The organism is Serratia sp. HMSC15F11, assembly GCF_001808215.1.
Lineage (GTDB): Bacteria > Pseudomonadota > Gammaproteobacteria > Enterobacterales > Enterobacteriaceae > Serratia > Serratia nevei.
Genome location: NZ_KV792465.1, coordinates 16,396 through 39,590, shown reverse-complemented (window position 1 = coordinate 39,590; position 23,195 = coordinate 16,396). Strand labels below are relative to the sequence as shown.

Genomic DNA, 23,195 nt, shown 5'->3' with positions numbered 1-23,195 from the left:
AGGTCGTGCTCTACCAACTGAGCTATTCCCGCCCGGCGTATCGATGGTGGAACGTTACGAAATTCTTCATCGGTACGGGGTGCGCATTATACGAGAAATCCTTTTTGTCGCAAGCCCCTGAAAGCAAAAAAACGCGATTTTTGTTTGATTGCCGATTAAAGCGCCAGATTGGCGAATTAAGCGGCTAAAAACGGCGTTTTTTCCCCGCAGGGGCCGACATCGCCTTAAAGCTGAATGAAATGTTCGCGGTAATAAGCCAGTTCGGCCACCGATTCGCGGATGTCGTCCAGCGCCTGATGGGTGCCCTGCTTCTTAAAGCCGGCGAGAATTTCCGGCTTCCAACGGCGCGCCAGTTCCTTCAAGGTGCTGACGTCCAGATAGCGGTAATGGAAGTAAGCCTCCAGCTCCGGCATGTAGCGAAACAGGAAACGGCGGTCCTGGCCCACGCTGTTGCCGCAGATCGGCGATTTGCCGGCCGGCACCCACTGCTGCAGGAAGGCTATCGTTTCCAGCTCGGCGGCGCGATCGTCCTGGCGGCTGGCTTTCACCCGCTCCACCAGCCCGCTACCGGTATGGGTGCGCACATTCCACTCGTCCATCAAGGCCAGCTGCTCGTCGGATTGGTGCACGGCGATCACCGGCCCTTCCGCCAGGATGTTCAGGTTGGCGTCGGTGACCAGCGTGGCGATTTCGATAATGCGGTCACGCTCGGGATCCAACCCGGTCATCTCCAAATCGATCCAAATCAGGTTATTTTCGTTTCCTGTCATGATGTTTCCTGCCTAAAAGCCGAGAGAAAAACGCTGTGCGGACGAGACGGCGGGCGCCGCCGGTGGCGACGCGCCGCAGCCGGCGGCTAACAACGGTTATTTAATATAAAATAGCGTGTATCATAGTCTTTTTGGTCGCCCTGGGCGACATATACCCCGATGGGTTCAAGGCTGCGGCCGGGGAAATCCCCTACCGCCGCCGTACGTGTAAAGGTATAAAACCGAGTCAAGTGAGGCGCAGTGAGTAAGAACAAACTGTCCAAAGGCCAGCAACGCCGCGTGCAGGCGAACCATCAGCGTCGCCTGAAGCGCACTGATAACAAACCGGAACCGGATGATTCCCAACTGGGCGAGCCGCAAGAAGGCGTCGTCATCAGCCGTTTCGGCATGCACGCCGACGTTGAGGCGCCGGATGGCACTCAGCACCGCTGCAACATCCGCCGCACGCTGCGATCGCTGGTCACCGGCGATCGCGTGGTGTGGCGCCCCGGCCTGGGCACCCATGAAGGGGTGAAGGGCATCGTGGAAGCGGTGCATGAACGCACCTCGGTGCTGACGCGCCCGGACTTCTACGACGGCGTGAAGCCAATCGCCGCCAATATCAATCAGATCGTCATCGTGTCGGCGATCCTGCCCGAGCTGTCGCTGAACATCATCGATCGTTATCTGGTGGCCTGCGAAACGCTCGAAGTCGAACCGCTGATCGTGCTCAACAAAATTGACCTGCTGGACGCCGAAGCGCGCAAGCTGGTCGACGGCATGATGGATATCTATCGCAAGATTGGCTACCGGGTGCTGGAAGTTTCCAGCCAGACGCGGGAAGGCATGGCGGAGTTCGAACAGGCGCTGGCCGGGCGCATCAGCATCTTCGCCGGCCAGTCGGGGGTCGGCAAGTCCAGCCTGCTTAACGCGCTGCTGCCGCCGTCTGATGAGCAAATTCTGGTAAATCAGGTTTCCGACGTCTCGGGCCTCGGGCAACATACCACCACCGCCGCACGGCTGTACCATTTCCAACACGGCGGCGACGTGATCGACTCCCCGGGGGTGCGCGAGTTTGGCCTGTGGCATCTGGAGCCGGAACAAATTACCCGCGGATTTGTCGAATTCCGTGATTATTTAGGCGGTTGCAAATTCCGCGACTGCCGCCACGATACCGATCCCGGCTGCGCCATCCGCGCGGCGATGGAGAAAGGCGATATCGCGGAAGAACGTTTCGACAACTATCACCGCATTCTGGAAAGCATGGCGCAGGTGAAGGTTCGCAAGAACTTCACGGACGCCGCAGACTGACACTGATGGGCGGGAATTGACGACGGCGGAACCCTCGTTACAATGCGCGCCCTTTACCCTGATTCACGAGGTTAACGTGCTGGATAGCATCAAGATTAAATTGCAATATTGGTTGCCGAAGCTGGCGCTGACCCGCCTGGCGGGCTGGGGCGCCGACAAACGGGCCGGCTGGCTGACCCAACTGGTGGTCAAGGCCTTTGCCCGCTTTTACCGCGTAGACATGCAGGAAGCGCAAAATCCGGACCTGGCGTCTTACGCCACCTTCAACGACTTCTTCGTGCGCCCGCTGCGCGACGGCGCGCGCCCGATCGTCGCCGACGCCAACTGGCTGGCGCTGCCTGCCGATGGCGCGATCAGCCAGCTCGGCCCGATCCGCGACGATCAAATCTTCCAGGCCAAAGGCCACTACTACAGCCTGGAAGCGCTGCTGGCCGGCAACTACCTGCTGGCCGAGCCATTCCGCAACGGCCTGTTCGCCACCACCTATCTGGCGCCGCGCGACTACCACCGCGTGCACATGCCGTGCGCCGGCGTGCTGCGCGAGATGATCTATGTGCCGGGCGATCTGTTCTCGGTCAACCCGCTCACCGCCGCCAACGTGCCTAACCTGTTCGCGCGCAACGAGCGCGTGATCTGCGTGTTCGACACCGACATCGGGCCGATGGTGCAAATCCTGGTCGGCGCCACCATCGTCGGCAGCATCGAGACCGTCTGGGCCGGCACCGTCACGCCGCCGCGCGAAGGCATCATCAAACGCTGGACCTACCCAGCCGCCGGTGAAGAAGGCGCCATCGCGCTGGAAAAAGGCGCCGAGATGGGCCGCTTCAAACTCGGCTCCACGGTGATCAACCTGTTTACCGCAGGCAGCGTGCAGTTCGCGCCGCAGCTGCATAACGGCACCGTAACCCGTATGGGTGAGGCCTTCGCCGAAATCCCGGCCGCCGCTGAAACACCACAGACCCCGCTCTAAAGGAATCGACGCCGTGCGCCTTTTCATCACGCTTTTGCTCGGTTGCCTGGTGTGGCAACCGGCGCTGGCCGCCCCCGTGCCGACCGAGAACCAGCTCAAACAGGAGCTGAAGCAGGCGGAAAGCAGCAAAAACGCGCCGAATCAGGCGGAGACCACCGAGGCGCTGCAAAGCGCCCTCAACTGGCTGACGGAGCGTAAAGAGTCGCAGACTCGCTCCGAACAGTATCAGAAGGTGATCGACGATTTCCCTAAGATGACGCAGGAGCTGCGCCGTCAGTTGGTGCTGGAAAGCAACAAGATCCTGCCGAACGGCGACGATCTGCCGGCCGCCGAGCTGGAACAGCAGATCCTGCAAACCAGCAGTCTGCTGCTGGAACAGGCGCGCCTGCTGCAGCAAGAGCAGGATCGCACGCGGGAAATCAGCGATTCGCTCGGCCAGCTGCCGCAGCAGCAGACCGATGCCCGCCGCGCGCTGACCGAAGTGCAGCGCCGTCTGCAGGCGCAGCCCGCCAACCCGACCACCCCGTACGCGCAGGCCGCCCTGGCCCTGCTGCAGACCGAAGCCGCGGCGCGCAAAGCCAAAGTGGACGAGCTGGAGCTGGCGCAGCTGTCGGCCAACAACCGTCAGGAGCTGGCGCGCATGCGCGCAGAGGTCTATAAAAAGCGCCACGAGAAAATAGACGTTCAGCTGCAGGCGCTGCGCAACAACCTCAACGCCCAGCGCCAACGCGAAGCGGAACTGGCGCTGGAAAAAACCGAGCAGTTGGCCGAGCAGAACGGCGACTTGCCAAAAAGCATCAGCCAACAGCTGCAGATCAACCGCGAATTGTCCGCCGCGCTGAACAGCCAGGCGCAGCGCATGGATCTGATTTCGTCGCAGCAGCGGCAGGCGGCGGCGCAGACGCTGCAGGTGCGCCAGGCGCTGAGCACCATCATCGAACAGGCCCAGTGGCTCGGCTCGTCGTCGGCGCTGGGGGAAACCCTGCGCGCCCAGGTGGCGACGCTGCCGGAGATGCCCAAGCCGCAACAGCTGGACGGCGACATGGCCCAGCTGCGCGTGCAGCGCCTGCAGTTTGAAAACCAGCTGGAAAAACTGTCGCAGCGCGAATTCAAACGCGACGACGGCAGCGCGCTGACCAACCAGGAGCAGCGCATCGTCGATGCCCAGCTGCGCACCCAGCGCGAGCTGCTGAACTCGCTGCTGTCCGGTTGCGACACCCAAATCCTCGAGCTGACCAAGCTGAAGGTGGCCAACACCCAGCTGATCGAAGCGTTGAACGAAATTCGCGATGCCACCCACCGCTATCTGTTCTGGGTGCCGGACGTCAATCCGATCAACTTCTCTTACCCGCTCAATGTGGCGCACGATCTGACGCGCGTCCTGTCGCTGGACACGCTGTCGCAGCTCGGCGGTGCTTTCATGATGATGGTGACCAGCCGCGAAACGTTGATCCCGATCTTCGGCGCCCTGCTGCTGGTGATTTTCAGCATCAGTTCGCGCAAGCACTATCACGCCTTCCTCGAGCGCGCCAGCAGCCGCGTCGGCAAGGTGACGCAGGACGAATTCTTCCTGACGGTGCGCACCGTGTTCTGGTCGATTCTGGTGGCGATGCCGCTGCCGGTGCTGTGGGCCGCGCTCGGCTACGGCCTGCAGAGCGCCTGGAACTACCCGGTGGCGGAGGCGATCGGCAAAGGGGTGACCGCCACGCTGCCGATCCTGTGGATCTGCATGATCTGCGCCGCTTTCGCCCATCCGCAAGGGTTGTTCATCGTGCACTTCCGCTGGCCGGCGAAGCAGGTTTCGCGCGCCATGCGCTACTACAAGATGTCGATCTGGCTGATCGTGCCGCTGATCATGGCGCTGATCACCTTCGATAGCCTGAAAGAGCGCGAGTTCGCCAACACCCTGGGGCGGCTGTGCTTCATCCTGCTGTGTCTGGCGCTGGCGCTGGTCACCCACAGCCTGAAGCGCGCCGGCATCCCGCTGTATCTGGATAAAAACGGCTCCGGCGACAACATGCTCAACAGCGCCTTCTGGGGGCTGCTACTGTCGGCGCCGCTGCTGGCGGCGTTGGCCTCGACCGTCGGTTACCTCACCACCGCGCAGGCGCTGTTGGCGCGCCTGGAAACCTCGGTGGCGATCTGGTTCCTGCTGCTGGTTGTCTATCACATCATCCGCCGTTGGATGCTGATCCAGCGGCGGCGCATCGCCTTCGATCGCGCCAAACAGCGCCGTGCCGACATCCTGGCCCAGCGCGCCCGCGGCGAAGACGAAACTTCGCACACCCCGAACAGCACCGAAGGATCCATCGATCCAGACGATTCGGAATTCGATCTGGACACCATCAGCGCCCAGTCGCTGCGGCTGGTGCGTTCGATCCTGACGCTGATCGCACTGGTGTCGGTGATCGTGCTGTGGTCGGAGATCCACTCCGCGTTCGCCTTCCTGGAAAACATCTCGCTGTGGGACGTGACCTCGACGGTCAACGGCGTGGAAACCGCCCATCCGATCACCCTCGGCGCGGTACTGATTGCCATTCTGGTGTTGATCATCACCATGCAGCTGGTGCGCAACCTGCCTGCGCTGCTGGAGCTGGCGGTGCTGCAGCACCTGGATCTGACGCCGGGCACCGGCTACGCCATCACCACCATCACCAAGTATCTGCTACTGCTGTTCGGCGCGGTGCTCAGCTTCGCCTGGATCGGCATCGAATGGTCGAAACTGCAGTGGGTGGTTACCGCACTCAGCCTGGGGTTGGGCTTCGGCATGCAGGAGATCTTCTCCAACTTCATCTCCGGCCTGATCATCCTGTTCGAGAAACCGATCCGCATCGGCGACACCGTGACGATCCGCAACCTGACCGGCACCGTCACCAAGATCAACACCCGCGCCACCACCATTTCGGATTGGGACCGCAAAGAGATCATCGTGCCGAACAAAGCCTTCATCACCGAACAGTTCGTCAACTGGTCGCTGTCGGATAACCTGACCCGTGTGGTGCTGACCGTGCCGGCACCGGGCGAAGCCAACAGCGAAGAGGTGACCAAGATCCTGATGAACGCCGCCGAACGCTGCTCGCTGGTGCTGGATAACCCGGCGCCGGAGGTTTACCTGGTCGATCTGCAGCAAGGTATCCAGATCTTCGAGATGCGTATTTACGCCGCCGAGATGGGCCACCGCATGCCGCTGCGCCACGAGATCCACCAGTTGATTCTGGCGGGCTACCGCGAGCACGGCATCACGCTGCCGTACCCGCCGTTCCAGGTGCGCACCGAGACGCTGTCGCGGCTGACCAACAACGGCCGTACGCCGCCGTCTACGCCGGCGCCGAACACCAAGCGCGACGCCGGGGGCCTGTAAGCGGTTCTCGCGATAAAAAAAGGGCCGGCAAATGCCGGCCCTTTTTGCTTTTCTTACCGCCTGAAACGTCAGGCGATCCCGACCGGGAAGGCCAACACGTCGCTCAGGCTCTCGGCGCCCAGCGCCAGCATCACCAGGCGATCCACGCCCAGCGCCACGCCGGAACACTCCGGCATGCCGTGCTGCAACGCCGCCAGCAGGTTATAGTCGATCGGCTGCTGCGGCAGGCCGCGCTCCGCGCGCTTACGGTTGTCCTGCTCGAAGCGCTGCTGCTGTTCACGGCCGTCGGTCAGCTCGCGGAAACCGTTCGCCAGCTCGATGCCCTTGAAGTACACCTCAAAACGCTCCGCCACGCGGTGGTCCTCGGTGCTGATCTCCGCCAACGCCGCCTGGCTGGCCGGGAAGTGGTAAACGAACGCCGGCTTTTCACGGCCGATATGCGGCTCCACGCCCACGGTGAACAGCAGCTGCAGCAGCGTATCGCGATCTTCTTCGGTATCGGCGATGTTGCTCAAGTCGAGTTTGGCCGCCGCTTCGCGCAGCTGCGCCTTCTCCGCCGACAGCGGATCGATGTCCAGATGGCGCAGGAAGGCCTGCTGATAAGACAGGGTCTCCGCGCTCTCGCAGTCCAGCACCTGTTGCAGCAGATCGTCCACTTCGTTCATCAGGCGGTACATGTCGTAGTGCGGACGGTACCACTCCAGCATGGTGAATTCCGGGTTGTGATGTCGCCCGGCTTCTTCATTGCGGAAGCTACGCCCCATTTGGTAGATCGGGCCGCTGCCCGCCGCCAGCAGGCGCTTCATGTGATATTCCGGGCTGGTCATCATGTATAGCGTCAGGCCCTCTGCCGCCCCCGGCCCGACGAAACGCGTCTCGAACGGGAACAGGTGAACGTCGGTGACCGTCGCCTGGCTCATGGTGGGCGTCTCAACTTCCAGCACGCCACGATCGGCGAAGAAACGCCGGATCTCAGCCAGAATCGCTGCGCGTTTCAACAAATTGGCGATGGGTGTACTAGGCTGCCAGCTTGCCGTTTCGCTCATGGTAATTAACTCCGAAATCAAACAGGGGATGCAGTCTACTCGCATCCTTGCAGCCAAACAAATTCTTCACGATACACAACCGGCCATAACGCCAATTTCCGATAAATAGGCGGCAAAAGCGCGTTAAAAAGGGTAAAGCACGCCGAACACGCGAAAAGGCAGGCAAGCCTGTTGGTCGAGCGTTAATCGACAAAACAATCGATCACATCAAATTTCGACTACTTAACTTTAGGTATAGTTAATTCCCCATTATTGGTGGGAGATATCTATCCTTAACCTTTAAGCAACATTAATCGGTTCAATTAGTTAGCACCCGAAGAGTTCGCTAAATTTTAAGCATAGATATTTAACTTGCCGTTCTTAATAAGAACATTGGAGGAATGCAGTGCAAACCTTTAACGCCGATCTTGCCATTATTGGGGCCGGGGGCGCTGGTTTACGTGCAGCAATAGCCGCAGCGGAAGCCAATCCCCAACTGAAAATCGCGCTGATCTCTAAGGTCTACCCGATGCGCAGCCACACGGTCGCCGCCGAGGGGGGCTCCGCCGCCGTCACTCAGGATCACGATACCTTCGACTACCACTTCCACGACACCGTCGCCGGCGGCGACTGGCTGTGCGAACAGGACGTGGTCGATCACTTCGTGCATCAGTGCCCGCGCGAGATGACCCAGCTCGAGCAGTGGGGCTGCCCGTGGAGCCGCAAACCGGACGGTTCGGTCAACGTGCGGCGCTTCGGCGGCATGAAGATCGAACGCACCTGGTTCGCCGCCGACAAGACCGGCTTCCACATGCTGCACACCCTGTTCCAGACCTCGCTGAAATACCCGCAGATCCAACGCTTCGACGAGCACTTCGTGCTGGATATCCTGGTGGATGACGGCCAGGCGCGCGGCCTGGTGGCGCTCAACATGATGGAAGGCACCCGCGTGCAGATCCGCGCCAACGCGGTGGTGATGGCCACCGGCGGCGCCGGGCGTGTCTACCGCTACAACACCAACGGCGGCATCGTTACCGGCGACGGCATGGGCATGGCGTTCCACCACGGCGTGCCGCTGCGCGACATGGAGTTCGTGCAGTATCACCCGACCGGCCTGCCCGGTTCCGGCATCCTGATGACCGAGGGCTGCCGCGGCGAAGGCGGCATCCTGGTGAACAAGGACGGCTACCGTTACCTGCAAGATTACGGCATGGGCCCGGAAACCCCACTGGGCGAGCCGAAGAACAAATACATGGAGCTGGGCCCGCGCGACAAAGTGTCCCAGGCCTTCTGGCACGAATGGCGCGCCGGCCGCACCATCGCCACCCCGCGCGGCGACGTGGTCTATCTCGATCTGCGCCACCTGGGCGAGAAAAAGCTGCTGGAGCGGCTGCCGTTCATCTGCGAACTGGCCAAGGCCTACGTCGGCGTCGACCCGGTGAAAGATCCGATCCCGGTGCGCCCTACCGCACACTACACCATGGGCGGCATTGAAACCGACCAGAACTGCGAAACCCGCATCAAGGGGCTGTTCGCGGTCGGCGAATGCTCCTCCGTCGGCCTGCACGGCGCCAACCGTCTCGGCTCCAACTCGCTGGCAGAACTGGTGGTGTTCGGCCGCGTCGCCGGTGAGCAAGCGGCCCGCCGCGCGCTGGAAACCGCGCCGGCCAACGGCAGCGCGCTGGATGCGCAAACCCGCGACGTCGAAACCCGCCTGAGCAACCTGATGAAGCAGGAAGGCAACGAAAACTGGGCGAAGATCCGCGACGAAATGGGGCTGTCGATGGAAGAAGGCTGCGGCATCTACCGCACGCCGGAGCTGATGCAAAAAACCATCGATAAGCTGGCGGAGCTGAAAGAGCGCTTCAAGCGCGTCAACATCACCGACAACTCCAGCGTGTTCAATACCGATCTGCTGTACACCATCGAGCTGGGTTACGGCCTGGACGTCGCTGAATGCATGGCGCACTCCGCGTTTAACCGCAAAGAGTCGCGCGGCGCTCACCAGCGCCTGGACGAAGGCTGCACCGAGCGTGACGATGTCAACTTCCTCAAGCATACGCTGGCGTTCCATAACCCGCAGGGTGCGCCACGCCTCGAATACAGCGACGTGAAAATCACCAAGCTGCCGCCGGCCAAACGCGTCTACGGCGCAGAAGCCGAAGCGCAGGAGAAAAAGAATAAGGAGCAGGCAAATGGCTGAGATGCAAACCCTGAAGATCGAAGTCATGCGCTATAACCCGGAAAGCGACGCCGAGCCGCATTTCGTCACCTACGCCGTGCCTTACGACGAACAGACCTCGCTGCTCGACGCGCTGGGCTACATCAAGGACAACCTGGCGCCGGATCTCTCCTACCGCTGGTCCTGCCGCATGGCGATCTGCGGCTCCTGCGGCATGATGGTCAACCGCGTGCCGAAGCTGGCGTGCAAAACCTTCCTGCGCGATTACGTCGGCGGCATGAAGGTCGAAGCGCTGGGCAACTTCCCGATCGAGCGCGATCTGGTGGTCGACATGACCCACTTCATCGAAAGCCTGGAGGCGATCAAGCCTTACATCATCGGCAACGATCGCAAACCGGAAGACGGCCCGAACGTGCAGACCCCGGCGCAGATGGCCAAGTATCACCAGTTCTCCGGCTGCATCAACTGCGGCCTGTGCTACGCCGCGTGCCCGCAGTTCGGCCTCAATCCCGAGTTTATCGGCCCGGCGGCGATCACGCTGGCACACCGCTACAACCTGGACAACCGCGACCACGGCAAGAAACAGCGCATGCCGCAGCTTAACGGCCAAAACGGCGTCTGGAGCTGCACCTTCGTCGGCTATTGCTCCGAAGTCTGTCCGAAACACGTCGATCCCGCCGCCGCCATCCAGCAGGGCAAGGTGGAGAGCGCCAAAGACTTCATGATCGCCATGCTGAAGCCGCAATAAGGGAGAAAAATTGCCATGACAACTCAACGTAAGCCCTATGTGCGCACCATGACGCCCACCTGGTGGCAAAAGCTCGGCTTCTACCGTTTCTACATGCTGCGTGAAGGCACCTCGGTGCTGGCGGTCTGGTTCAGCATCGTGCTGCTCTACGGCGTGTTCGCGCTGAAGGGCGGCGCCGAGAGCTGGGCCGGCTTCGTCGGCTTCTTGCAGAACCCGCTGGTGCTGTTGATCAACGTCGTCGCCCTGCTGGCGGCGGCGCTGCACACCAAAACCTGGTTCGATCTGGCGCCGAAGGCCGCCAATATCGTGGTCAACAGCGAGAAAATGGGGCCGGGCCCCATCGTGAAAGGGCTGTGGGCCGTCACGGTCGTCGTCAGCGTGGTCATCCTGGCCGTGGCCCTGATCTAATCCGGAGGAAACATGATAAATCAAGCACCTAAACGCTCCGACGAGCCGGTTTTCTGGGGATTGTTCGGCGCCGGCGGCATGTGGGGCGCGATCGTTGCACCGGCCATCGTGCTGCTGGTCGGCATTCTGCTGCCATTGGGGCTGTTCCCCGGTGAAGCACTGGGTTACGAACGCGTGCTGGCATTCTGCCAGAGCCTGATCGGCCGCCTGTTCCTGCTGCTGATGATCATTCTGCCGCTGTGGTGCGGCCTGCACCGCATCCACCATGCGATGCACGATCTGAAGATCCACGTACCGGCCGGCAAATGGGTGTTCTACGGTCTGGCGGCGATCCTCAGCGTGGTCACCGTTATCGGCGTCGTCACCCTGTAAACCGCTCAGGCGGCCAACGCCCGTTGGCCGCCCTTTTCTCATCGGCTACACTGTCTACTCGTCCCCGGTAAACAGGAGTCACCGATGCGTTTATGGTCAAAGCTTAGCGTCATGCTTTCCGCCCTGCTCTCCGTCGCCTGCAGCGTCTCCCCGCCTAAAGACATCAAGGTCGTGACCCCTTTCGACAGTCAGCGTTATCTCGGCACCTGGTACGAAATCGCGCGTCTGGATCATCGTTTTGAACGCGGTTTGCAGCAGGTGACCGCCCACTACAGCCCACGCGCCGACGGCGGGCTGAAAGTCATCAATCGCGGCTTCAATCCGCAGAAACAGCAATGGCAAGAAAGCGAAGGCAAAGCCTACTTTATCGGTTCACCGCAGGTCGCGGCGCTGAAAGTGTCGTTCTTCGGCCCCTTCTACGGCGGCTATAACGTGATTGCCCTGGACCCGGACTACCGCTACGCGCTGGTGTGCGGCCCAAACCGCGACTATCTGTGGATCCTGTCGCGCACCCCGACGCTTGACGCCGGCGTACGCGACAGCTTATTGCAGACGGCCAAGGGCTACGGTTTCGCCACCGATGCGCTGATCTGGGTGCAACAGTCCGCCGATCAGTGACTGCTGAACTTCAGCCCGAGGATGCCGACCACGATCAGGCACAGGCTGATGATACGCGCGATATTGGTCGACTCGCCCAACAGCACCATGCCCATGATGGCCGCGCCCACCGCGCCGATGCCGGTCCACACCGCATAGGCGGTGCCGGCGGGCAGCGTTTTCATGGCGTTGGCCAACAGCAACATGCTGACCACCATCGCGGCGATGGTGATGATGCTCGGCGTCAGCCGGGTAAAACCGTGGGTGTATTTCAGACCGATAGCCCAAACCACTTCGAGCAAACCGGCGATAAGCAGAATAATCCAGGCCATGAGACGGCCTCCCTACCACTGGGGTCGTCCCCGATATAATGACGCGTAAACGGGTCGTCCCGTTCAGCGGGGTGATGAACGGCGGGTAACCTCACCCGCACTGCGGCAGGATAGCAGCAGCGTTAACGCTCAGGCAAGAGGAGGAAATGCGGCGGCCCTCCGCGCGCGGAACGCCGCCGGGTGGAGAACGGATTATTCCGCGCTGCGCTGAATGGCCTTGCCGCCGGCCTGAATGTCCTCACCCACACCGCGGGTGGTGTTACAGGCGGTCAACGAGGTCAAAATCATCAAAGAGAAGATCGCGATAATACTTTTCTTCAGCATAAGAAAGTCCTTATTTGTCGTTGATGAAAAAGTACGGCTTTCTAAGCTTAGTCAAAATTGGCGCAGGGAGTGGGATCGCCACCGGCTTTGTGACGCAAATACATCGGGTTAAAGGGTGGGATCAGCCGGCCGTGCGGGAGATGGCGCCGCCGAGATGCTGAACGTCTTCGCCGAAACCGCGAAACGTATTGCAACTGCTAAGGGAGAAAAGGAACAACAGGGAGAGCACGGCCAACAACGTTTTCTTGAACATGCGGGTTTTCTGCCAACGAACGGGGATAGGATAAAACAGAGGAACCGCGAGGGTTCCTCTGCTTTGAAACTTATTTAACGCGAGAGACGTATTCGCCAGAGCGAGTGTCAACTTTGATCACTTCGCCGATCTGGACGAACAACGGCACTTTAACCACGGCGCCGGTGCTCAGGGTAGCCGGCTTGCCGCCAGTCCCTGCGGTATCGCCTTTCAGGCCCGGATCGGTATCGGTGATTTCCGCTTCGATGAAGTTCGGCGGCTGAACGGCGATTGGACGGCCATCCCACAGGGTGATGATGCACTCTGCGTTGTCCTGCAGCCATTTGGCCGCATCGCCTACGGTTTTGCCGTCAACCTGATGCTGTTCGAAAGACTCAGGGTGCATGAAGTGGTAGAACTCACCGTCGCTGTACAGGTAGTTCATGTTGGTGTCCATCACGTCTGCGCCTTCGCAAGAATCGGTAGACTTGAAGGTTTTTTCCACGCGGGTGCCGGTCAGCAGACGACGCATTTTCACGCGTGCAAACGCCTGGCCTTTGCCCGGCTTAACGAACTCACTGGCTTCGACGGCGTAAGGTTCGCCCTCGAACATGATTTTAAGACCCGGACGGAAATCGTTGCTAGAATAAGTCGCCATGATGGCCCTCTGAATATTTGAACTGGTAGCTTAGCCAAAAAAATGGCACACATTATAACCCAAAGTACGGCACATAGAGAAGATTGGTTGCATCAACTCGCCGATGTTATTACCGATCCTGATGAATTACTGCAGCTTTTGTCACTGAATACGCACCCGGAACTGCCGCAGGGGCGCGATGCCCGCCGGCTGTTCGCCCTGCGCGTGCCGCGCGCCTTCGCTGCGCGCATGCGCCCCGGGGATGCCAACGACCCGCTGCTGCGCCAGGTGCTGACCGCCAGAGAGGAGTTCATCAACGCCCCAGGGTTCACCACCGATCCGCTCGATGAGCAGCGTAGCGTGGTGCCGGGCCTGCTGCACAAATACCGCAATCGCGCACTGCTGCTGGTCAAGGGCGGCTGTGCAGTCAACTGCCGTTACTGTTTCCGCCGCCACTTCCCCTATCAGGATAATCAGGGCAATAAGAACAACTGGCGGCAGGCACTGGATTATATCCGCCAACACCCGGAACTGGACGAGATCATTTTTTCCGGCGGCGATCCGCTGATGGCCAAAGACAGCGAGCTGGAATGGCTGGTCGGTGAGCTGGAGGCCATCCCGCACCTGAAACGCCTGCGCATTCACACCCGTTTGCCGGTGGTGATCCCGGCGCGCATCACGCCGGCGCTGTGCCGCCTGCTGTCGGCCTCGCGCCTGCAGGTGCTGATGGTCACGCACATCAACCACGCCAACGAAATTGACCGCGACCTGCAAAGCGCTATGGCGCAGCTGCGCCTCGCCGGCGTCACGCTGCTCAACCAGAGCGTGCTGCTGCGCGACGTCAACGACGATGCCGACACGCTGGCGGCGCTCAGCAACGCGCTGTTCGACGCCGGTATCCTGCCTTACTACATCCACGTGCTGGACAAGGTGCAGGGCGCGGCGCACTTCATGGTCAGCGACGATGAAGCGCGCGCCATCATGCAGGCGCTGCTGAGCAAGGTGTCCGGTTATCTGGTGCCGCGCCTGACGCGCGAAGTGGGCGGCGAACCGAGCAAAACGCCGATCGATCTGCGCCTGATGCAGGAGTGACGCACGCCAAGTCCCCCAACGAAAAGAGGAATGCCGTGGCATTCCTCTTTTTTATCTCTTTGCGGCTGCGGCCTCAGCGCCTTACGGGCACTTGTAAACCTGGCCGACCATTTTGCTGTCCAGCGGTGCGAAGCTGGACAGCAGATTCTGGCTCGGGCTGTTGGCGCCGTAGATCACGTTGCCGCCCATGGCCGCCGCCTTGTTGCGCAGATCGTTGGCCGCACCGCGCATGGAGCTGCCTTCACCGCCGTTGCCGGACAGCCAGTTGCTCTGAGTGCCGGTCACTTCCCCCAGCAGCTGGCATTCCGCCGCCGGCTTGCTGTCGGTGAACTTGATCTGCTGACCCGCAGCGGTCAGTTCATGAGTGGTGCTGCAACCCGCCAGCAGCATCGCTGCCGAGAGACCCAGTAAGGCTTTAATCCGCATCTTGTTCCCCATTCGATGTTGAGAATTACGCAAAAGCTTATCAGAAAGCGATGCCATCTCTTAAGCATCCGTTGCCACGCGAGCGGGCCAACGTCTTGAGCGACAGCTGATGACTTACCAGTTTACCAGCTAAATTGCCCCGGGCGGCAAAAATATCATCAAATACAGTGCGGCGGCGCGCAGGCATAAAAAAACCCCGGTCGTTTGACCGGGGTTCTCAGCACACAAGCGTGTGGGGGATGATTACATCATGCCGCCCATGCCGCCCATGCCACCCATGCCGCCTGCTGCGCCCAGATCCGGTGCGTCAGCCTTCGGCAGGTCGGTGACCATGCATTCGGTGGTGATCATCAGGCCAGCCACGGAAGCCGCGTACTGCAGAGCAGAACGGGTCACTTTGGTTGGATCCAGGATACCCATCGCGATCATGTCGCCGTATTCTTCAGAGTAAGCGTTATAGCCGTAGCTGCCTTCGCCCGCTTTCACCTGGTTGGCGATAACGGAAGCTTCTTCACCGGCGTTGACCACGATCTGACGCAGAGGGGCTTCCATTGCGCGCAGCGCAACTTTGATACCCACGTTCTGGTCTTCGTTGTCGCCTTTCAGCGCGGCGATTTTGCCTGCAACGCGGATCAGCGCTACGCCACCGCCGGCCACCACGCCTTCTTCCACTGCAGCGCGGGTCGCGTGCAGGGCGTCTTCAACGCGGGCTTTCTTCTCTTTCATTTCAACTTCAGTGGCTGCGCCAACCTTGATAACGGCAACGCCGCCGGCCAGTTTCGCTACGCGCTCCTGCAGTTTTTCACGATCGTAGTCAGAGGTCGCTTCTTCGATCTGCTGACGAATTTGAGCAACGCGGCCCTGGATGGTCGCTTCGTCGCCCACGCCATCGATGATGATGGTGGTGTCTTTGTTGATCACAACGCGTTTTGCCTGGCCCAGGTCTTCCAGGGTGGCTTTTTCCAGCTCCAGACCGATCTCTTCAGAGATAACGGTACCGGCAGTCAGGGTCGCGATGTCCTGCAGCATGGCTTTACGGCGGTCGCCGAAGCCAGGCGCCTTAACGGCAGCCACTTTCACGATGCCGCGCATGGTGTTGACCACCAGGGTCGCCAGCGCTTCGCCTTCTACGTCTTCAGCGATGATCAGCAGCGGTTTGCCTGCTTTGGCAACGGCTTCCAGCACCGGCAGCATTTCGCGGATGTTGGAGATCTTTTTGTCAGCCAGCAGGATGAACGGGCTTTCCAGCTCAACAGAACCGGTTTCCGGCTTGTTGATGAAGTATGGGGACAGGTAACCGCGGTCGAACTGCATACCTTCAACCACGTCCAGCTCGTCTTGCAGGCCGGTGCCTTCTTCAACGGTGATAACGCCTTCTTTGCCCACTTTCTCCATCGCTTCGGCGATCAGTTTACCCACGGTTTCGTCGGAGTTGGCGGAGATGGTGCCTACCTGAGCAATAGCTTTGGAATCGGAGCAAGGTACGGACAGTTTTTTCAGTTCTTCAACCGCAGCGACAACCGCTTTGTCGATGCCGCGCTTCAGATCCATCGGGTTCATGCCTGCAGCAACCGCTTTCAGGCCTTCGGTGATGATGGATTGCGCCAGTACGGTTGCCGTGGTGGTGCCGTCGCCCGCCGCGTCGTTCGCTTTGGAGGCCACTTCTTTCACCATCTGTGCGCCCATGTTCTCGAACTTGTCTTCCAGTTCGATTTCACGCGCAACGGAAACGCCGTCTTTGGTGATGGTCGGTGCGCCGAAAGATTTATCCAGCACTACGTTGCGGCCTTTCGGGCCCAGGGTCACTTTTACTGCATCAGCGAGAACATTCACGCCGCGGAGCATTTTCACGCGAGCGTCATTGCCGAATTTTACGTCTTTAGCTGCCATTGGTATTTCCCTTCAACTCGTTCAGTTCAGAAGATAAAGCGCAATTACGCTTCAACAATTGCCAGAATGTCGCTTTCGGACATGATCAACACTTCTTCATTGTCGATCTTCTCTGCTTTCACGCCGTAGCCGTCGTTGAAAATCACGATATCGCCAACTTTCACATCCAGCGGTTGGATGTTGCCGCTTTCCAGCACACGCCCTTTACCCACTGCAACCACTTCACCGCGAGTGGATTTACCCGCCGCAGAGCCAGTCAGGACGATGCCGCCAGCAGATTTTGATTCAACTTCTTTGCGCTTGACGATAACGCGGTCATGCAATGGACGAATACTCATTGAACGCTCTCCTGTAAGAAGGTCTCTATCAGATTTAGGGTTGTACACCGGATGGTTGTTATTACCGGCCTCGTGGGATTTGAGATGGGGGCGTTCCAGCCCCCTTCAAGGGGGCTAACGAAAAAAATTTCGCATTTTTGGTCGTGCGGATGCTGCAGAGATGAAAAACGCGGCCTGAGCCGCGTTTGCTTAACGATCGTGGGGCTTGCGCTCCTCGTCCGGGCGGTGTTCCAGCACCGGGCGTTCGTCGTCCTTGCGCTGGAATTCGCCGTCGAAGGTGTTGCCGTTAGCGGCGTCGCCGCCCGTCCAACCGCCGGGGCGATAAACCGACAGATGTGGCATCAGCTTCAGCGTCAACGATTTTTGCACCGGCGGCAGCAGCAGCAACAGGCCGAGGAAGTCGGTGAAGAAGCCCGGGATCAGCAGCAGGAAGCCCGCCAGCACCAGCGAAACGCTTTTCACCATTTCCGCCGCCGGGCTTTCGCCGGCCGCCAGTTTTTGCTGCATCTGCACGAAGGTTTTCATGCCCTGATTGCGCACCAGCGAAATGCCGACGCAGGAGCTGAACACCACCAGCAGCAGGGTGACAGCCACGCCGAGCACGGCGGCGACTTTGATAAAGATGGATATTTCTATGTAAGCCAGCAGAAATATCAGCAGTAGCGGTAACCAGCGCACCTGGTTCTCCTATCGGTAGGTAAAGCACGGCCGCCACGGGGCGACGGCGCGAAAAAAGAGGCCGTAAACGGCCGACACCATTACAATGAGGGCGTCACCCCACCATTTCAACCGAGAGCCGGTTTTTATTGCTAAAGTTCACAAACGTGAAAGAAGTCACAGAACCGGAAAAGGGCATATCCTTAAACACCATAAGGTGATCTGGATTCAGTCATTTCTTACCAACCAGCATATGATCTGGGCAGCAACGGGCGATTTGGTTAATCGTTTCACGCCCCAAGCCTTCGGCAATATTAATTTAGGCTGTGCCCTTACTAGCCTTGACCTGACAAATTATTAATTCGGCAGCAACACATAGAGAAGGTTCTCATGTCAAACAACATTCGTATCGAAGAAGACCTGTTAGGAACACGTGAAGTCCCCGCAGACGCTTACTACGGAGTTCACACTCTGCGTGCGATTGAAAACTTCTACATCAGCAACAGCAAAATCAGCGATGTCCCCGAGTTCGTTCGCGGCATGGTGATGGTGAAAAAGGCCGCGGCGATGGCCAACAAAGAACTCAAAACCATCCCGCGCAAAATCGCCGACGTGATCATCCAGGCCTGCGACGAGGTGCTGGATAAAGGCAAATGCATGGATCAGTTCCCGGTGGACGTGTTCCAGGGCGGCGCAGGCACCTCGCTGAACATGAACACCAACGAAGTGCTGGCGAACATCGGCCTGGAACTGATGGGCCACCAAAAAGGCGAATACCAGTACCTGAACCCGAACGATCACCTCAATAAGTGCCAGTCCACCAACGACGCCTACCCGACCGGGTTCCGCATCGCGGTGTACGCCTCCAACCAGAAACTGATCGATGCCATCAACCAGCTGCGCGAAGGCTTCGACCGCAAGGCGAAAGAGTTCGAAACCATCCTGAAAATGGGCCGCACCCAGCTGCAGGACGCAGTGCCGATGACCCTCGGCCAGGAGTTCCACGCCTTCAGCGTGCTGCTGAACGAAGAGACCCGCAACCTGCACCGCACCGCGGAGCTGCTGCTGGAAGTGAACCTGGGCGCCACCGCCATCGGCACCGCGCTCAACACCCCGGAAGGCTATCAGCCGCTGGCAGTGCAAAAACTGGCGGAAGTCAGCGGCCTGCCGGTGGTGCCGGCGGAAGACCTGATCGAGGCCACCTCCGACTGCGGCGCCTACGTGATGGTGCACAGCGCGCTCAAACGCCTGGCGGTGAAACTGTCCAAAATCTGCAACGACCTGCGGCTGCTCTCCTCCGGCCCGCGCGCCGGCCTGAACGAAATCAACCTGCCTGAGCTGCAGGCGGGATCGTCCATCATGCCGGCCAAAGTGAACCCGGTAGTGCCGGAAGTGGTCAATCAGGTGTGTTTCAAGGTGATTGGCAACGACACTTGCGTTACCATGGCGGCCGAAGCGGGCCAGCTGCAGCTGAACGTGATGGAGCCGGTGATCGGCCAGGCGATGTTCGAGTCGATCCACATCCTGACCAACGCCTGCTACAACCTGCTGGAAAAATGCATTAACGGCATCACCGCGAATAAAGAAGTCTGCGAACACTACGTCTTCAACTCGATCGGTATCGTCACCTATCTGAACCCGTTCATCGGCCACCACAACGGTGACATCGTCGGGAAGATCTGTGCAGAAACCGGCAAGAGCGTGCGTGAAGTGGTGCTGGAACGCGGCCTGCTGACCGAAGCCGAGCTGGATGACATCTTCTCCGTGGAGAACCTGATGCACCCGGCCTATAAAGCCAAACGCTATACGGATGAAAATGAACAATAACAGACCTACCCGGTAGCCCTGAAAGGCACGCTAAATCCTCTGGATAGCGTGCCTTTTTACTTTCCGGCGCCCACAAAATTTTAACGTTTTATTTTCAATTTACACCCTAAATCATTGGGACTGCATCAAGGCGGCAAGCGCGCAAGTCCCCAGGAACTTACTCAAGTAAGTGACTGGGGTGAGCGCTCGCAGCCAACACCGATGCAGTTTCAAGGATGACGGGAAATCTCATTTTAAGGAGTAAACACTATGCTAGCCTTGGAATTGGTTATCGTTCTGCTGGCCATCTTTTTAGGGGCCAGGTTGGGCGGTATCGGTATCGGGTTCGCGGGGGGATTGGGCGTTCTGGTCCTGGCGCTGATCGGCGTCAAGCCGGGCAGCATTCCCTTCGACGTCATCTCCATCATCATGGCGGTGATCGCGGCGATCTCCGCGATGCAGGTCGCTGGGGGGATGGACTATCTGGTGCAGCAGACCGAAAAGCTGCTGCGCAAGAACCCCAAGCACATCACCATTCTCGCTCCTATCGTCACCTACTTCCTGACCATCTTCGCCGGCACCGGCAACATCTCGCTCTCGGCGCTGCCGGTGATCGCCGAAGTGGCGAAAGAACAGGGCATCAAGCCTTGCCGCCCGCTGTCGACCGCCGTGGTGTCCGCCCAGATCGCCATCACCGCCTCGCCGATCTCCGCCGCGGTGGTGTACATGTCTTCGGTGATGGAAGGCCACGGCGTCAGCTACCTGCACCTGCTGATGGTGGTGATCCCGTCCACCTTCTGCGCCGTGCTGGTGATGTCGCTGCTGGTGACCTGGCTGTTCGACTCCAAACTGTCTAACGATCCGGTGTACCTGAAACGCCTGGAAGAAGGCCTGATCACCCTGCGCGGCAACAACGCGCTGGCGATCAAACCGCGCGCCAAAGCCTCGGTGCTGCTGTTCCTGCTGGGCGTGCTGTGCGTGGTCGCCTACGCCATCATCAACAGCCCGGGCCTGGGCCTGGTGGCCAAGCCGCTGATGAACACCACCAACGCCATCCTGATCATCATGCTGAGCGTCGCCACGCTGACCACCCTGCTGTGCCGCGTCGACACCGACATGGTGCTGAACTCCAGCACCTTCAAGGCCGGCATGAGCGCCTGTATTTGTATCCTCGGCGTCGCCTGGCTGGGCGATACCTTCGTGCAGGCCAACATCGACTGGATCAAAGAGACGGCCGGCAGCGTCATTCAGGCGCACCCGTGGCTGCTGGCGGTGATCTTCTTCTTCTGCTCGGCGCTGCTGTACTCGCAGGCCGCTACCGCCAAGGCGCTGATGCCGATGGCGCTGGCGCTGAACGTATCGCCGCTGACCGCCGTCGCCTCCTTCGCCGCCGTCTCCGGCCTGTTCATCCTGCCAACCTACCCGACGCTGGTCGCCGCGGTGCAGATGGACGATACCGGCACCACGCGCATCGGCCGCTTCGTGTTCAACCATCCGTTCTTCATTCCCGGCACCATGGGCGTGATCTTCGCCGTGGTATTCGGCTTCCTGCTCGGCAGCATCATGCTGTAACGCTTCGACCGGGGCTGCGGCCCCGGTTTTCCTTCTGGCGATAAACTCGCCTTCTAGCCAATCCGCCTTCAGGGTATAGTGCCCATTCGAACCGATGAGAGGGCTGAAGATGTCTGATTGCGAAGCTGTCGTCATACTCTGTACCGCACCCGATGAAGCCAGCGCCCAGGAACTGGCGGCGCGGGTCTTGGGCGATAAGCTGGCGGCCTGCGCCACGCTGCTGCCCGGCGCTACCTCGCTGTATTACTGGGAAGGGAAACTGGAACAGGAATATGAAGTGCAGATGCTGTTCAAAAGCGATCGCCGCCGTCAGCAGGCCCTGCTCGACACCCTGAAACAACATCACCCTTACCAGACGCCCGAGCTGCTGGTGCTGCCGGTGATGGCCGGAGATAAAGACTACCTGTTATGGATCAACGCTTCCTTAAACTGATTTTGCTGCTGTGCAGCCTGTTCTTCCTGCCCCAGGCGGCGCAGGCTTCGCTGTTCGCGCCGAAGGGCGGCAGCCAGTTCGTGCCTGTCGATCAGGCCTTCGCCTTCGATTTCAAACAGCAAGGCAGCCAGGTAACGCTGAACTGGCAGATCCGCCCCGGCTACTACCTGTATCGCCAGCAGATCAAACTGGTGCCGCAGCAGGCGACGCTCGGCGCCTTTACCCTGCCCGCAGGGTTGAGCCACAGGGACGAGTTCTTCGGCGAAGTGGCGATTTTCAAACAGCAGCTGAATCTGCAGGTGCCGCTGCAACAGGCGGCGGCCAACGCCAGCCTCAGCGTCACCTATCAGGGCTGCGCCGAGGCCGGCTTCTGCTATCCGCCGGAAACCCGGATCATCCCGCTGGACGCGGTCAGCGCCGGCACGGCCGCCCCGCTCCCGGCGGTTAACACCGCACCAACCGAACAGCCCGCTACGCCGGCCAGCCTGCCGTTCTCGCCGCTGTGGGCGCTGCTGATCGGCATCGGCATTGCCTTCACCCCGTGCGTGCTGCCGATGTACCCGCTGATCTCCGGCATCATCCTCGGCCGCGACCGGCCGCAAAGCAGCGGCCGCATTCTGGCGCTGGCGGTGGTTTACGTGCAGGGCATGGCGCTCACCTACACCCTGCTGGGGCTGGTGGTGGCCGCCGCCGGTCTGCAGTTCCAGGCGGCGCTGCAGCACCCTTACGTGCTGATCGGCCTGTCGGTGCTGTTTATCGCGCTGGCGCTGTCGATGTTCGGCCTCTATTCCCTGCAGCTGCCCTCGGCGCTGCAAACCCGGCTGGCGAGCTGGAGCAACACCCAGCGCGGCGGCTCGCTGACCGGCGTGTTCCTGATGGGCGCCCTGGCCGGGCTGATTTGCTCGCCCTGCACCACCGCGCCGCTCAGCGCCATCCTGCTGTATATCGCCCAGAGCGGTAACCTGTGGGCCGGCGGCGGCACGCTGTACCTGTACGCGCTGGGGATGGGCATTCCGCTGGTGATCGTCACCCTGTTCGGCAACCGCCTGCTGCCGCGCAGCGGCCCGTGGATGCAGTATGTGAAAGAGGCCTTCGGCTTCGTCATTCTGGCGCTGCCGGTGTTCCTGCTGGAGCGGGTGATCGGCGATCTGTGGGGCCTGCGCCTGTGGAGCCTGCTCGGCCTGGCGTTCTTCGGTTGGGCCTTCGCCCTGAGCCTGAGAAGCGCGCGCGGCTGGGCACGCGTCCTGCAACTGCTTCTGCTGGCGGCGGCGGTGATCGCCGCGCGGCCGTTGCAGGACTGGGCCTTCGGCGCCGATCAGGCGCAGCAGGCGGCTCAGCCGCACCTGACTTTTACCCGCATCAACAACGTCGAGCAGTTAGATCTGGCGCTGCAGCAGGCGCGGGGCAAGCCGGTGATGCTGGACCTGTACGCCGACTGGTGCGTGGCCTGTAAAGAGTTTGAGAAATACACCTTCAGCGATGCGGCGGTGCAGGCGAGCCTGGCCAACGCGGTGCTGCTGCAGGCGGACGTCACCGCCAACGGTGCGGAACAGGCGGCGCTGCTGAAGCATCTGCAGGTGCTGGGATTGCCGACGATCCTGTTCTTCGATCCGGCGGGCCAGGAGCTGACGGCCCAGCGGGTCACCGGTTTTATGAAGGCGGAAGCCTTCAACGCGCATTTGCAGAAAGTGATGTGATATACCCTATAGCTTTCGAGTTGCAGCTAGGCGGCA

The 23,195-nt window shown here is 60.3% G+C and carries 23 protein-coding genes, 1 tRNA gene and 1 pseudogene (1 of these 25 running past the window's edge); 14 read left to right on the top strand and 11 right to left on the bottom strand.

Annotated elements, in window-relative coordinates:
* Positions 1 to 32: transfer RNA gene (locus HMPREF3138_RS13665), tRNA-OTHER, on the bottom strand (it extends 50 nt beyond the left edge of the window).
* Here HMPREF3138_RS13665 and HMPREF3138_RS26840 point away from each other — a divergent pair.
* A pseudogene (locus HMPREF3138_RS26840) lies at positions 1 to 188 on the top strand (hypothetical protein); the annotation flags it as partial. The gene HMPREF3138_RS13665 and the pseudogene HMPREF3138_RS26840 overlap by 32 nt on opposite strands.
* A 36-nt stretch (positions 189 to 224) precedes the next feature.
* On the opposite strand, the gene orn reads toward HMPREF3138_RS26840, so the two are convergent.
* The gene (gene orn, locus HMPREF3138_RS13660) at positions 225 to 770 is read right to left on the bottom strand and encodes an oligoribonuclease (RefSeq protein WP_033636776.1); all 546 of its coding nucleotides are present in this window, start codon (positions 768 to 770) and stop codon (positions 225 to 227) included.
* A gap of 240 nt (positions 771 to 1,010) precedes the next feature.
* On the opposite strand from orn, the gene rsgA reads away from it, so the two are divergent.
* The 3 genes from rsgA (at position 1,011) to mscM (ending at position 6,391) form a co-directional block, all read left to right on the top strand.
* Complete coding sequence (gene rsgA / locus HMPREF3138_RS13655; RefSeq protein WP_038879228.1) at positions 1,011 to 2,060, top strand: small ribosomal subunit biogenesis GTPase RsgA; 1,050 nt, start codon at positions 1,011 to 1,013, stop codon at positions 2,058 to 2,060.
* Between the two features lie 76 nt (positions 2,061 to 2,136).
* Complete coding sequence (gene asd / locus HMPREF3138_RS13650; RefSeq protein WP_038879230.1) at positions 2,137 to 3,030, top strand: archaetidylserine decarboxylase; 894 nt, start codon at positions 2,137 to 2,139, stop codon at positions 3,028 to 3,030.
* 13 nt (positions 3,031 to 3,043) lie between these two features.
* Entirely contained in the window at positions 3,044 to 6,391 is a 3,348-nt protein-coding gene (gene mscM / locus HMPREF3138_RS13645) for a miniconductance mechanosensitive channel MscM (protein ID WP_038879233.1), read from the top strand.
* Between the two features lie 68 nt (positions 6,392 to 6,459).
* On the opposite strand, the gene epmA is transcribed toward mscM, so the two are convergent.
* Positions 6,460 to 7,437, bottom strand: coding sequence for an elongation factor P--(R)-beta-lysine ligase (gene epmA, locus HMPREF3138_RS13640; RefSeq protein ID WP_038879236.1), 978 nt, complete (start codon positions 7,435 to 7,437; stop codon positions 6,460 to 6,462).
* 385 nt (positions 7,438 to 7,822) lie between these two features.
* Between epmA and frdA the strand changes: the two genes are divergently transcribed.
* The 5 genes from frdA (at position 7,823) to blc (ending at position 11,744) form a co-directional block, all read left to right on the top strand.
* A complete protein-coding gene (gene frdA, locus HMPREF3138_RS13635) occupies positions 7,823 to 9,619 on the top strand; it encodes a fumarate reductase (quinol) flavoprotein subunit (RefSeq protein ID WP_038879239.1) in 1,797 nt (598 codons plus the stop codon).
* Positions 9,612 to 10,346: a succinate dehydrogenase/fumarate reductase iron-sulfur subunit gene (locus HMPREF3138_RS13630; RefSeq protein WP_033648713.1), complete on the top strand. Its 735-nt coding sequence runs from the start codon at positions 9,612 to 9,614 to the stop codon at positions 10,344 to 10,346. The genes frdA and HMPREF3138_RS13630 overlap by 8 nt, the downstream gene beginning before the upstream one ends.
* A 15-nt stretch (positions 10,347 to 10,361) precedes the next feature.
* Complete coding sequence (frdC, locus tag HMPREF3138_RS13625) at positions 10,362 to 10,754, top strand: fumarate reductase subunit FrdC (RefSeq protein WP_038879241.1); 393 nt, start codon at positions 10,362 to 10,364, stop codon at positions 10,752 to 10,754.
* Between the two features lie 12 nt (positions 10,755 to 10,766).
* On the top strand, positions 10,767 to 11,126 hold the full coding sequence (gene frdD / locus HMPREF3138_RS13620; protein ID WP_004929672.1) for a fumarate reductase subunit FrdD: 360 nt from the start codon (positions 10,767 to 10,769) through the stop codon (positions 11,124 to 11,126).
* A gap of 84 nt (positions 11,127 to 11,210) precedes the next feature.
* Positions 11,211 to 11,744 carry an outer membrane lipoprotein Blc gene (gene blc, locus HMPREF3138_RS13615; RefSeq protein ID WP_038879243.1) on the top strand — a complete coding sequence of 178 codons (534 nt, stop codon included), beginning with the start codon at positions 11,211 to 11,213 and terminating at the stop codon, positions 11,742 to 11,744.
* On the opposite strand, the gene sugE is transcribed toward blc, so the two are convergent.
* From sugE to efp, 4 genes are all read right to left on the bottom strand, one after another.
* Entirely contained in the window at positions 11,738 to 12,055 is a 318-nt protein-coding gene (gene sugE, locus HMPREF3138_RS13610) for a quaternary ammonium compound efflux SMR transporter SugE (RefSeq protein WP_004929669.1), read from the bottom strand. The two genes, blc and sugE, sit on opposite strands and share 7 nt — an antisense overlap.
* A 192-nt stretch (positions 12,056 to 12,247) precedes the next feature.
* Positions 12,248 to 12,379 carry an entericidin A/B family lipoprotein gene (locus HMPREF3138_RS13605; protein WP_033636766.1) on the bottom strand — a complete coding sequence of 44 codons (132 nt, stop codon included), beginning with the start codon at positions 12,377 to 12,379 and terminating at the stop codon, positions 12,248 to 12,250.
* A 121-nt stretch (positions 12,380 to 12,500) separates the two neighbouring features.
* Positions 12,501 to 12,632 (bottom strand): entericidin A/B family lipoprotein, encoded by a 132-nt coding sequence (locus tag HMPREF3138_RS13600; RefSeq protein ID WP_038879245.1) that lies wholly within the window; start codon positions 12,630 to 12,632, stop codon positions 12,501 to 12,503.
* Between the two features lie 70 nt (positions 12,633 to 12,702).
* The gene (efp, locus tag HMPREF3138_RS13595) at positions 12,703 to 13,269 is read right to left on the bottom strand and encodes an elongation factor P (RefSeq protein ID WP_004929666.1); all 567 of its coding nucleotides are present in this window, start codon (positions 13,267 to 13,269) and stop codon (positions 12,703 to 12,705) included.
* Between the two features lie 42 nt (positions 13,270 to 13,311).
* On the opposite strand from efp, the gene epmB reads away from it, so the two are divergent.
* On the top strand, positions 13,312 to 14,340 hold the full coding sequence (epmB, locus tag HMPREF3138_RS13590; RefSeq protein ID WP_033636765.1) for an EF-P beta-lysylation protein EpmB: 1,029 nt from the start codon (positions 13,312 to 13,314) through the stop codon (positions 14,338 to 14,340).
* An 81-nt stretch (positions 14,341 to 14,421) separates the two neighbouring features.
* Here the strand turns inward: epmB and HMPREF3138_RS13585 are convergent, their stop codons facing one another.
* The 4 genes from HMPREF3138_RS13585 to HMPREF3138_RS13570 form a co-directional block, all read right to left on the bottom strand.
* Positions 14,422 to 14,766: a DUF4156 domain-containing protein gene (locus HMPREF3138_RS13585; RefSeq protein WP_025305007.1), complete on the bottom strand. Its 345-nt coding sequence runs from the start codon at positions 14,764 to 14,766 to the stop codon at positions 14,422 to 14,424.
* Positions 14,767 to 15,009: 243 nt separating this feature from the next.
* Positions 15,010 to 16,656 carry a chaperonin GroEL gene (groL, locus tag HMPREF3138_RS13580; RefSeq protein WP_004929662.1) on the bottom strand — a complete coding sequence of 549 codons (1,647 nt, stop codon included), beginning with the start codon at positions 16,654 to 16,656 and terminating at the stop codon, positions 15,010 to 15,012.
* Positions 16,657 to 16,700: 44 nt separating this feature from the next.
* Positions 16,701 to 16,994 carry a co-chaperone GroES gene (locus HMPREF3138_RS13575; protein ID WP_004952634.1) on the bottom strand — a complete coding sequence of 98 codons (294 nt, stop codon included), beginning with the start codon at positions 16,992 to 16,994 and terminating at the stop codon, positions 16,701 to 16,703.
* A gap of 189 nt (positions 16,995 to 17,183) precedes the next feature.
* Positions 17,184 to 17,672 (bottom strand): FxsA family protein, encoded by a 489-nt coding sequence (locus HMPREF3138_RS13570; RefSeq protein WP_019453406.1) that lies wholly within the window; start codon positions 17,670 to 17,672, stop codon positions 17,184 to 17,186.
* A gap of 369 nt (positions 17,673 to 18,041) precedes the next feature.
* Between HMPREF3138_RS13570 and aspA the strand changes: the two genes are divergently transcribed.
* The 4 genes from aspA to HMPREF3138_RS13550 all read left to right on the top strand — a co-directional run bounded on the left by aspA (position 18,042) and on the right by HMPREF3138_RS13550 (position 23,159).
* Positions 18,042 to 19,478, top strand: coding sequence for an aspartate ammonia-lyase (aspA, locus tag HMPREF3138_RS13565; RefSeq protein WP_004929659.1), 1,437 nt, complete (start codon positions 18,042 to 18,044; stop codon positions 19,476 to 19,478).
* 249 nt (positions 19,479 to 19,727) lie between these two features.
* On the top strand, positions 19,728 to 21,029 hold the full coding sequence (locus tag HMPREF3138_RS13560; protein ID WP_038879248.1) for an anaerobic C4-dicarboxylate transporter: 1,302 nt from the start codon (positions 19,728 to 19,730) through the stop codon (positions 21,027 to 21,029).
* Between the two features lie 109 nt (positions 21,030 to 21,138).
* Positions 21,139 to 21,462 (top strand): divalent cation tolerance protein CutA, encoded by a 324-nt coding sequence (cutA, locus tag HMPREF3138_RS13555; RefSeq protein ID WP_004929657.1) that lies wholly within the window; start codon positions 21,139 to 21,141, stop codon positions 21,460 to 21,462.
* Positions 21,438 to 23,159 (top strand): protein-disulfide reductase DsbD, encoded by a 1,722-nt coding sequence (locus HMPREF3138_RS13550; RefSeq protein WP_038879250.1) that lies wholly within the window; start codon positions 21,438 to 21,440, stop codon positions 23,157 to 23,159. The genes cutA and HMPREF3138_RS13550 overlap by 25 nt, the downstream gene beginning before the upstream one ends.
* The last annotated feature ends 36 nt before the right edge of the window (positions 23,160 to 23,195 follow it).

Excerpts from the sequence above, each read along its gene's own strand:
- epmA (WP_038879236.1), bottom strand. The coding sequence starts at position 7,437 with ATGAGCGAAACGGCAAGCTGGCAGCCTAGTACACCCATCGCCAATTTG.
- epmB (WP_033636765.1), top strand. The coding sequence starts at position 13,312 with ATGGCACACATTATAACCCAAAGTACGGCACATAGAGAAGATTGGTTG.
- aspA (WP_004929659.1), top strand. The coding sequence starts at position 18,042 with ATGTCAAACAACATTCGTATCGAAGAAGACCTGTTAGGAACACGTGAA.
- HMPREF3138_RS13605 (WP_033636766.1), bottom strand. The coding sequence starts at position 12,379 with ATGCTGAAGAAAAGTATTATCGCGATCTTCTCTTTGATGATTTTGACC.
- groL (WP_004929662.1), bottom strand. The coding sequence starts at position 16,656 with ATGGCAGCTAAAGACGTAAAATTCGGCAATGACGCTCGCGTGAAAATG.
- HMPREF3138_RS13575 (WP_004952634.1), bottom strand. The coding sequence starts at position 16,994 with ATGAGTATTCGTCCATTGCATGACCGCGTTATCGTCAAGCGCAAAGAA.
- cutA (WP_004929657.1), top strand. The coding sequence starts at position 21,139 with ATGTCTGATTGCGAAGCTGTCGTCATACTCTGTACCGCACCCGATGAA.
- frdC (WP_038879241.1), top strand. The coding sequence starts at position 10,362 with ATGACAACTCAACGTAAGCCCTATGTGCGCACCATGACGCCCACCTGG.
- sugE (WP_004929669.1), bottom strand. The coding sequence starts at position 12,055 with ATGGCCTGGATTATTCTGCTTATCGCCGGTTTGCTCGAAGTGGTTTGG.
- HMPREF3138_RS13560 (WP_038879248.1), top strand. The coding sequence starts at position 19,728 with ATGCTAGCCTTGGAATTGGTTATCGTTCTGCTGGCCATCTTTTTAGGG.
- frdD (WP_004929672.1), top strand. The coding sequence starts at position 10,767 with ATGATAAATCAAGCACCTAAACGCTCCGACGAGCCGGTTTTCTGGGGA.
- efp (WP_004929666.1), bottom strand. The coding sequence starts at position 13,269 with ATGGCGACTTATTCTAGCAACGATTTCCGTCCGGGTCTTAAAATCATG.
- HMPREF3138_RS13630 (WP_033648713.1), top strand. The coding sequence starts at position 9,612 with ATGGCTGAGATGCAAACCCTGAAGATCGAAGTCATGCGCTATAACCCG.
- HMPREF3138_RS13550 (WP_038879250.1), top strand. The coding sequence starts at position 21,438 with ATGGATCAACGCTTCCTTAAACTGATTTTGCTGCTGTGCAGCCTGTTC.
- orn (WP_033636776.1), bottom strand. The coding sequence starts at position 770 with ATGACAGGAAACGAAAATAACCTGATTTGGATCGATTTGGAGATGACC.
- HMPREF3138_RS13600 (WP_038879245.1), bottom strand. The coding sequence starts at position 12,632 with ATGTTCAAGAAAACGTTGTTGGCCGTGCTCTCCCTGTTGTTCCTTTTC.
- HMPREF3138_RS13585 (WP_025305007.1), bottom strand. The coding sequence starts at position 14,766 with ATGCGGATTAAAGCCTTACTGGGTCTCTCGGCAGCGATGCTGCTGGCG.
- blc (WP_038879243.1), top strand. The coding sequence starts at position 11,211 with ATGCGTTTATGGTCAAAGCTTAGCGTCATGCTTTCCGCCCTGCTCTCC.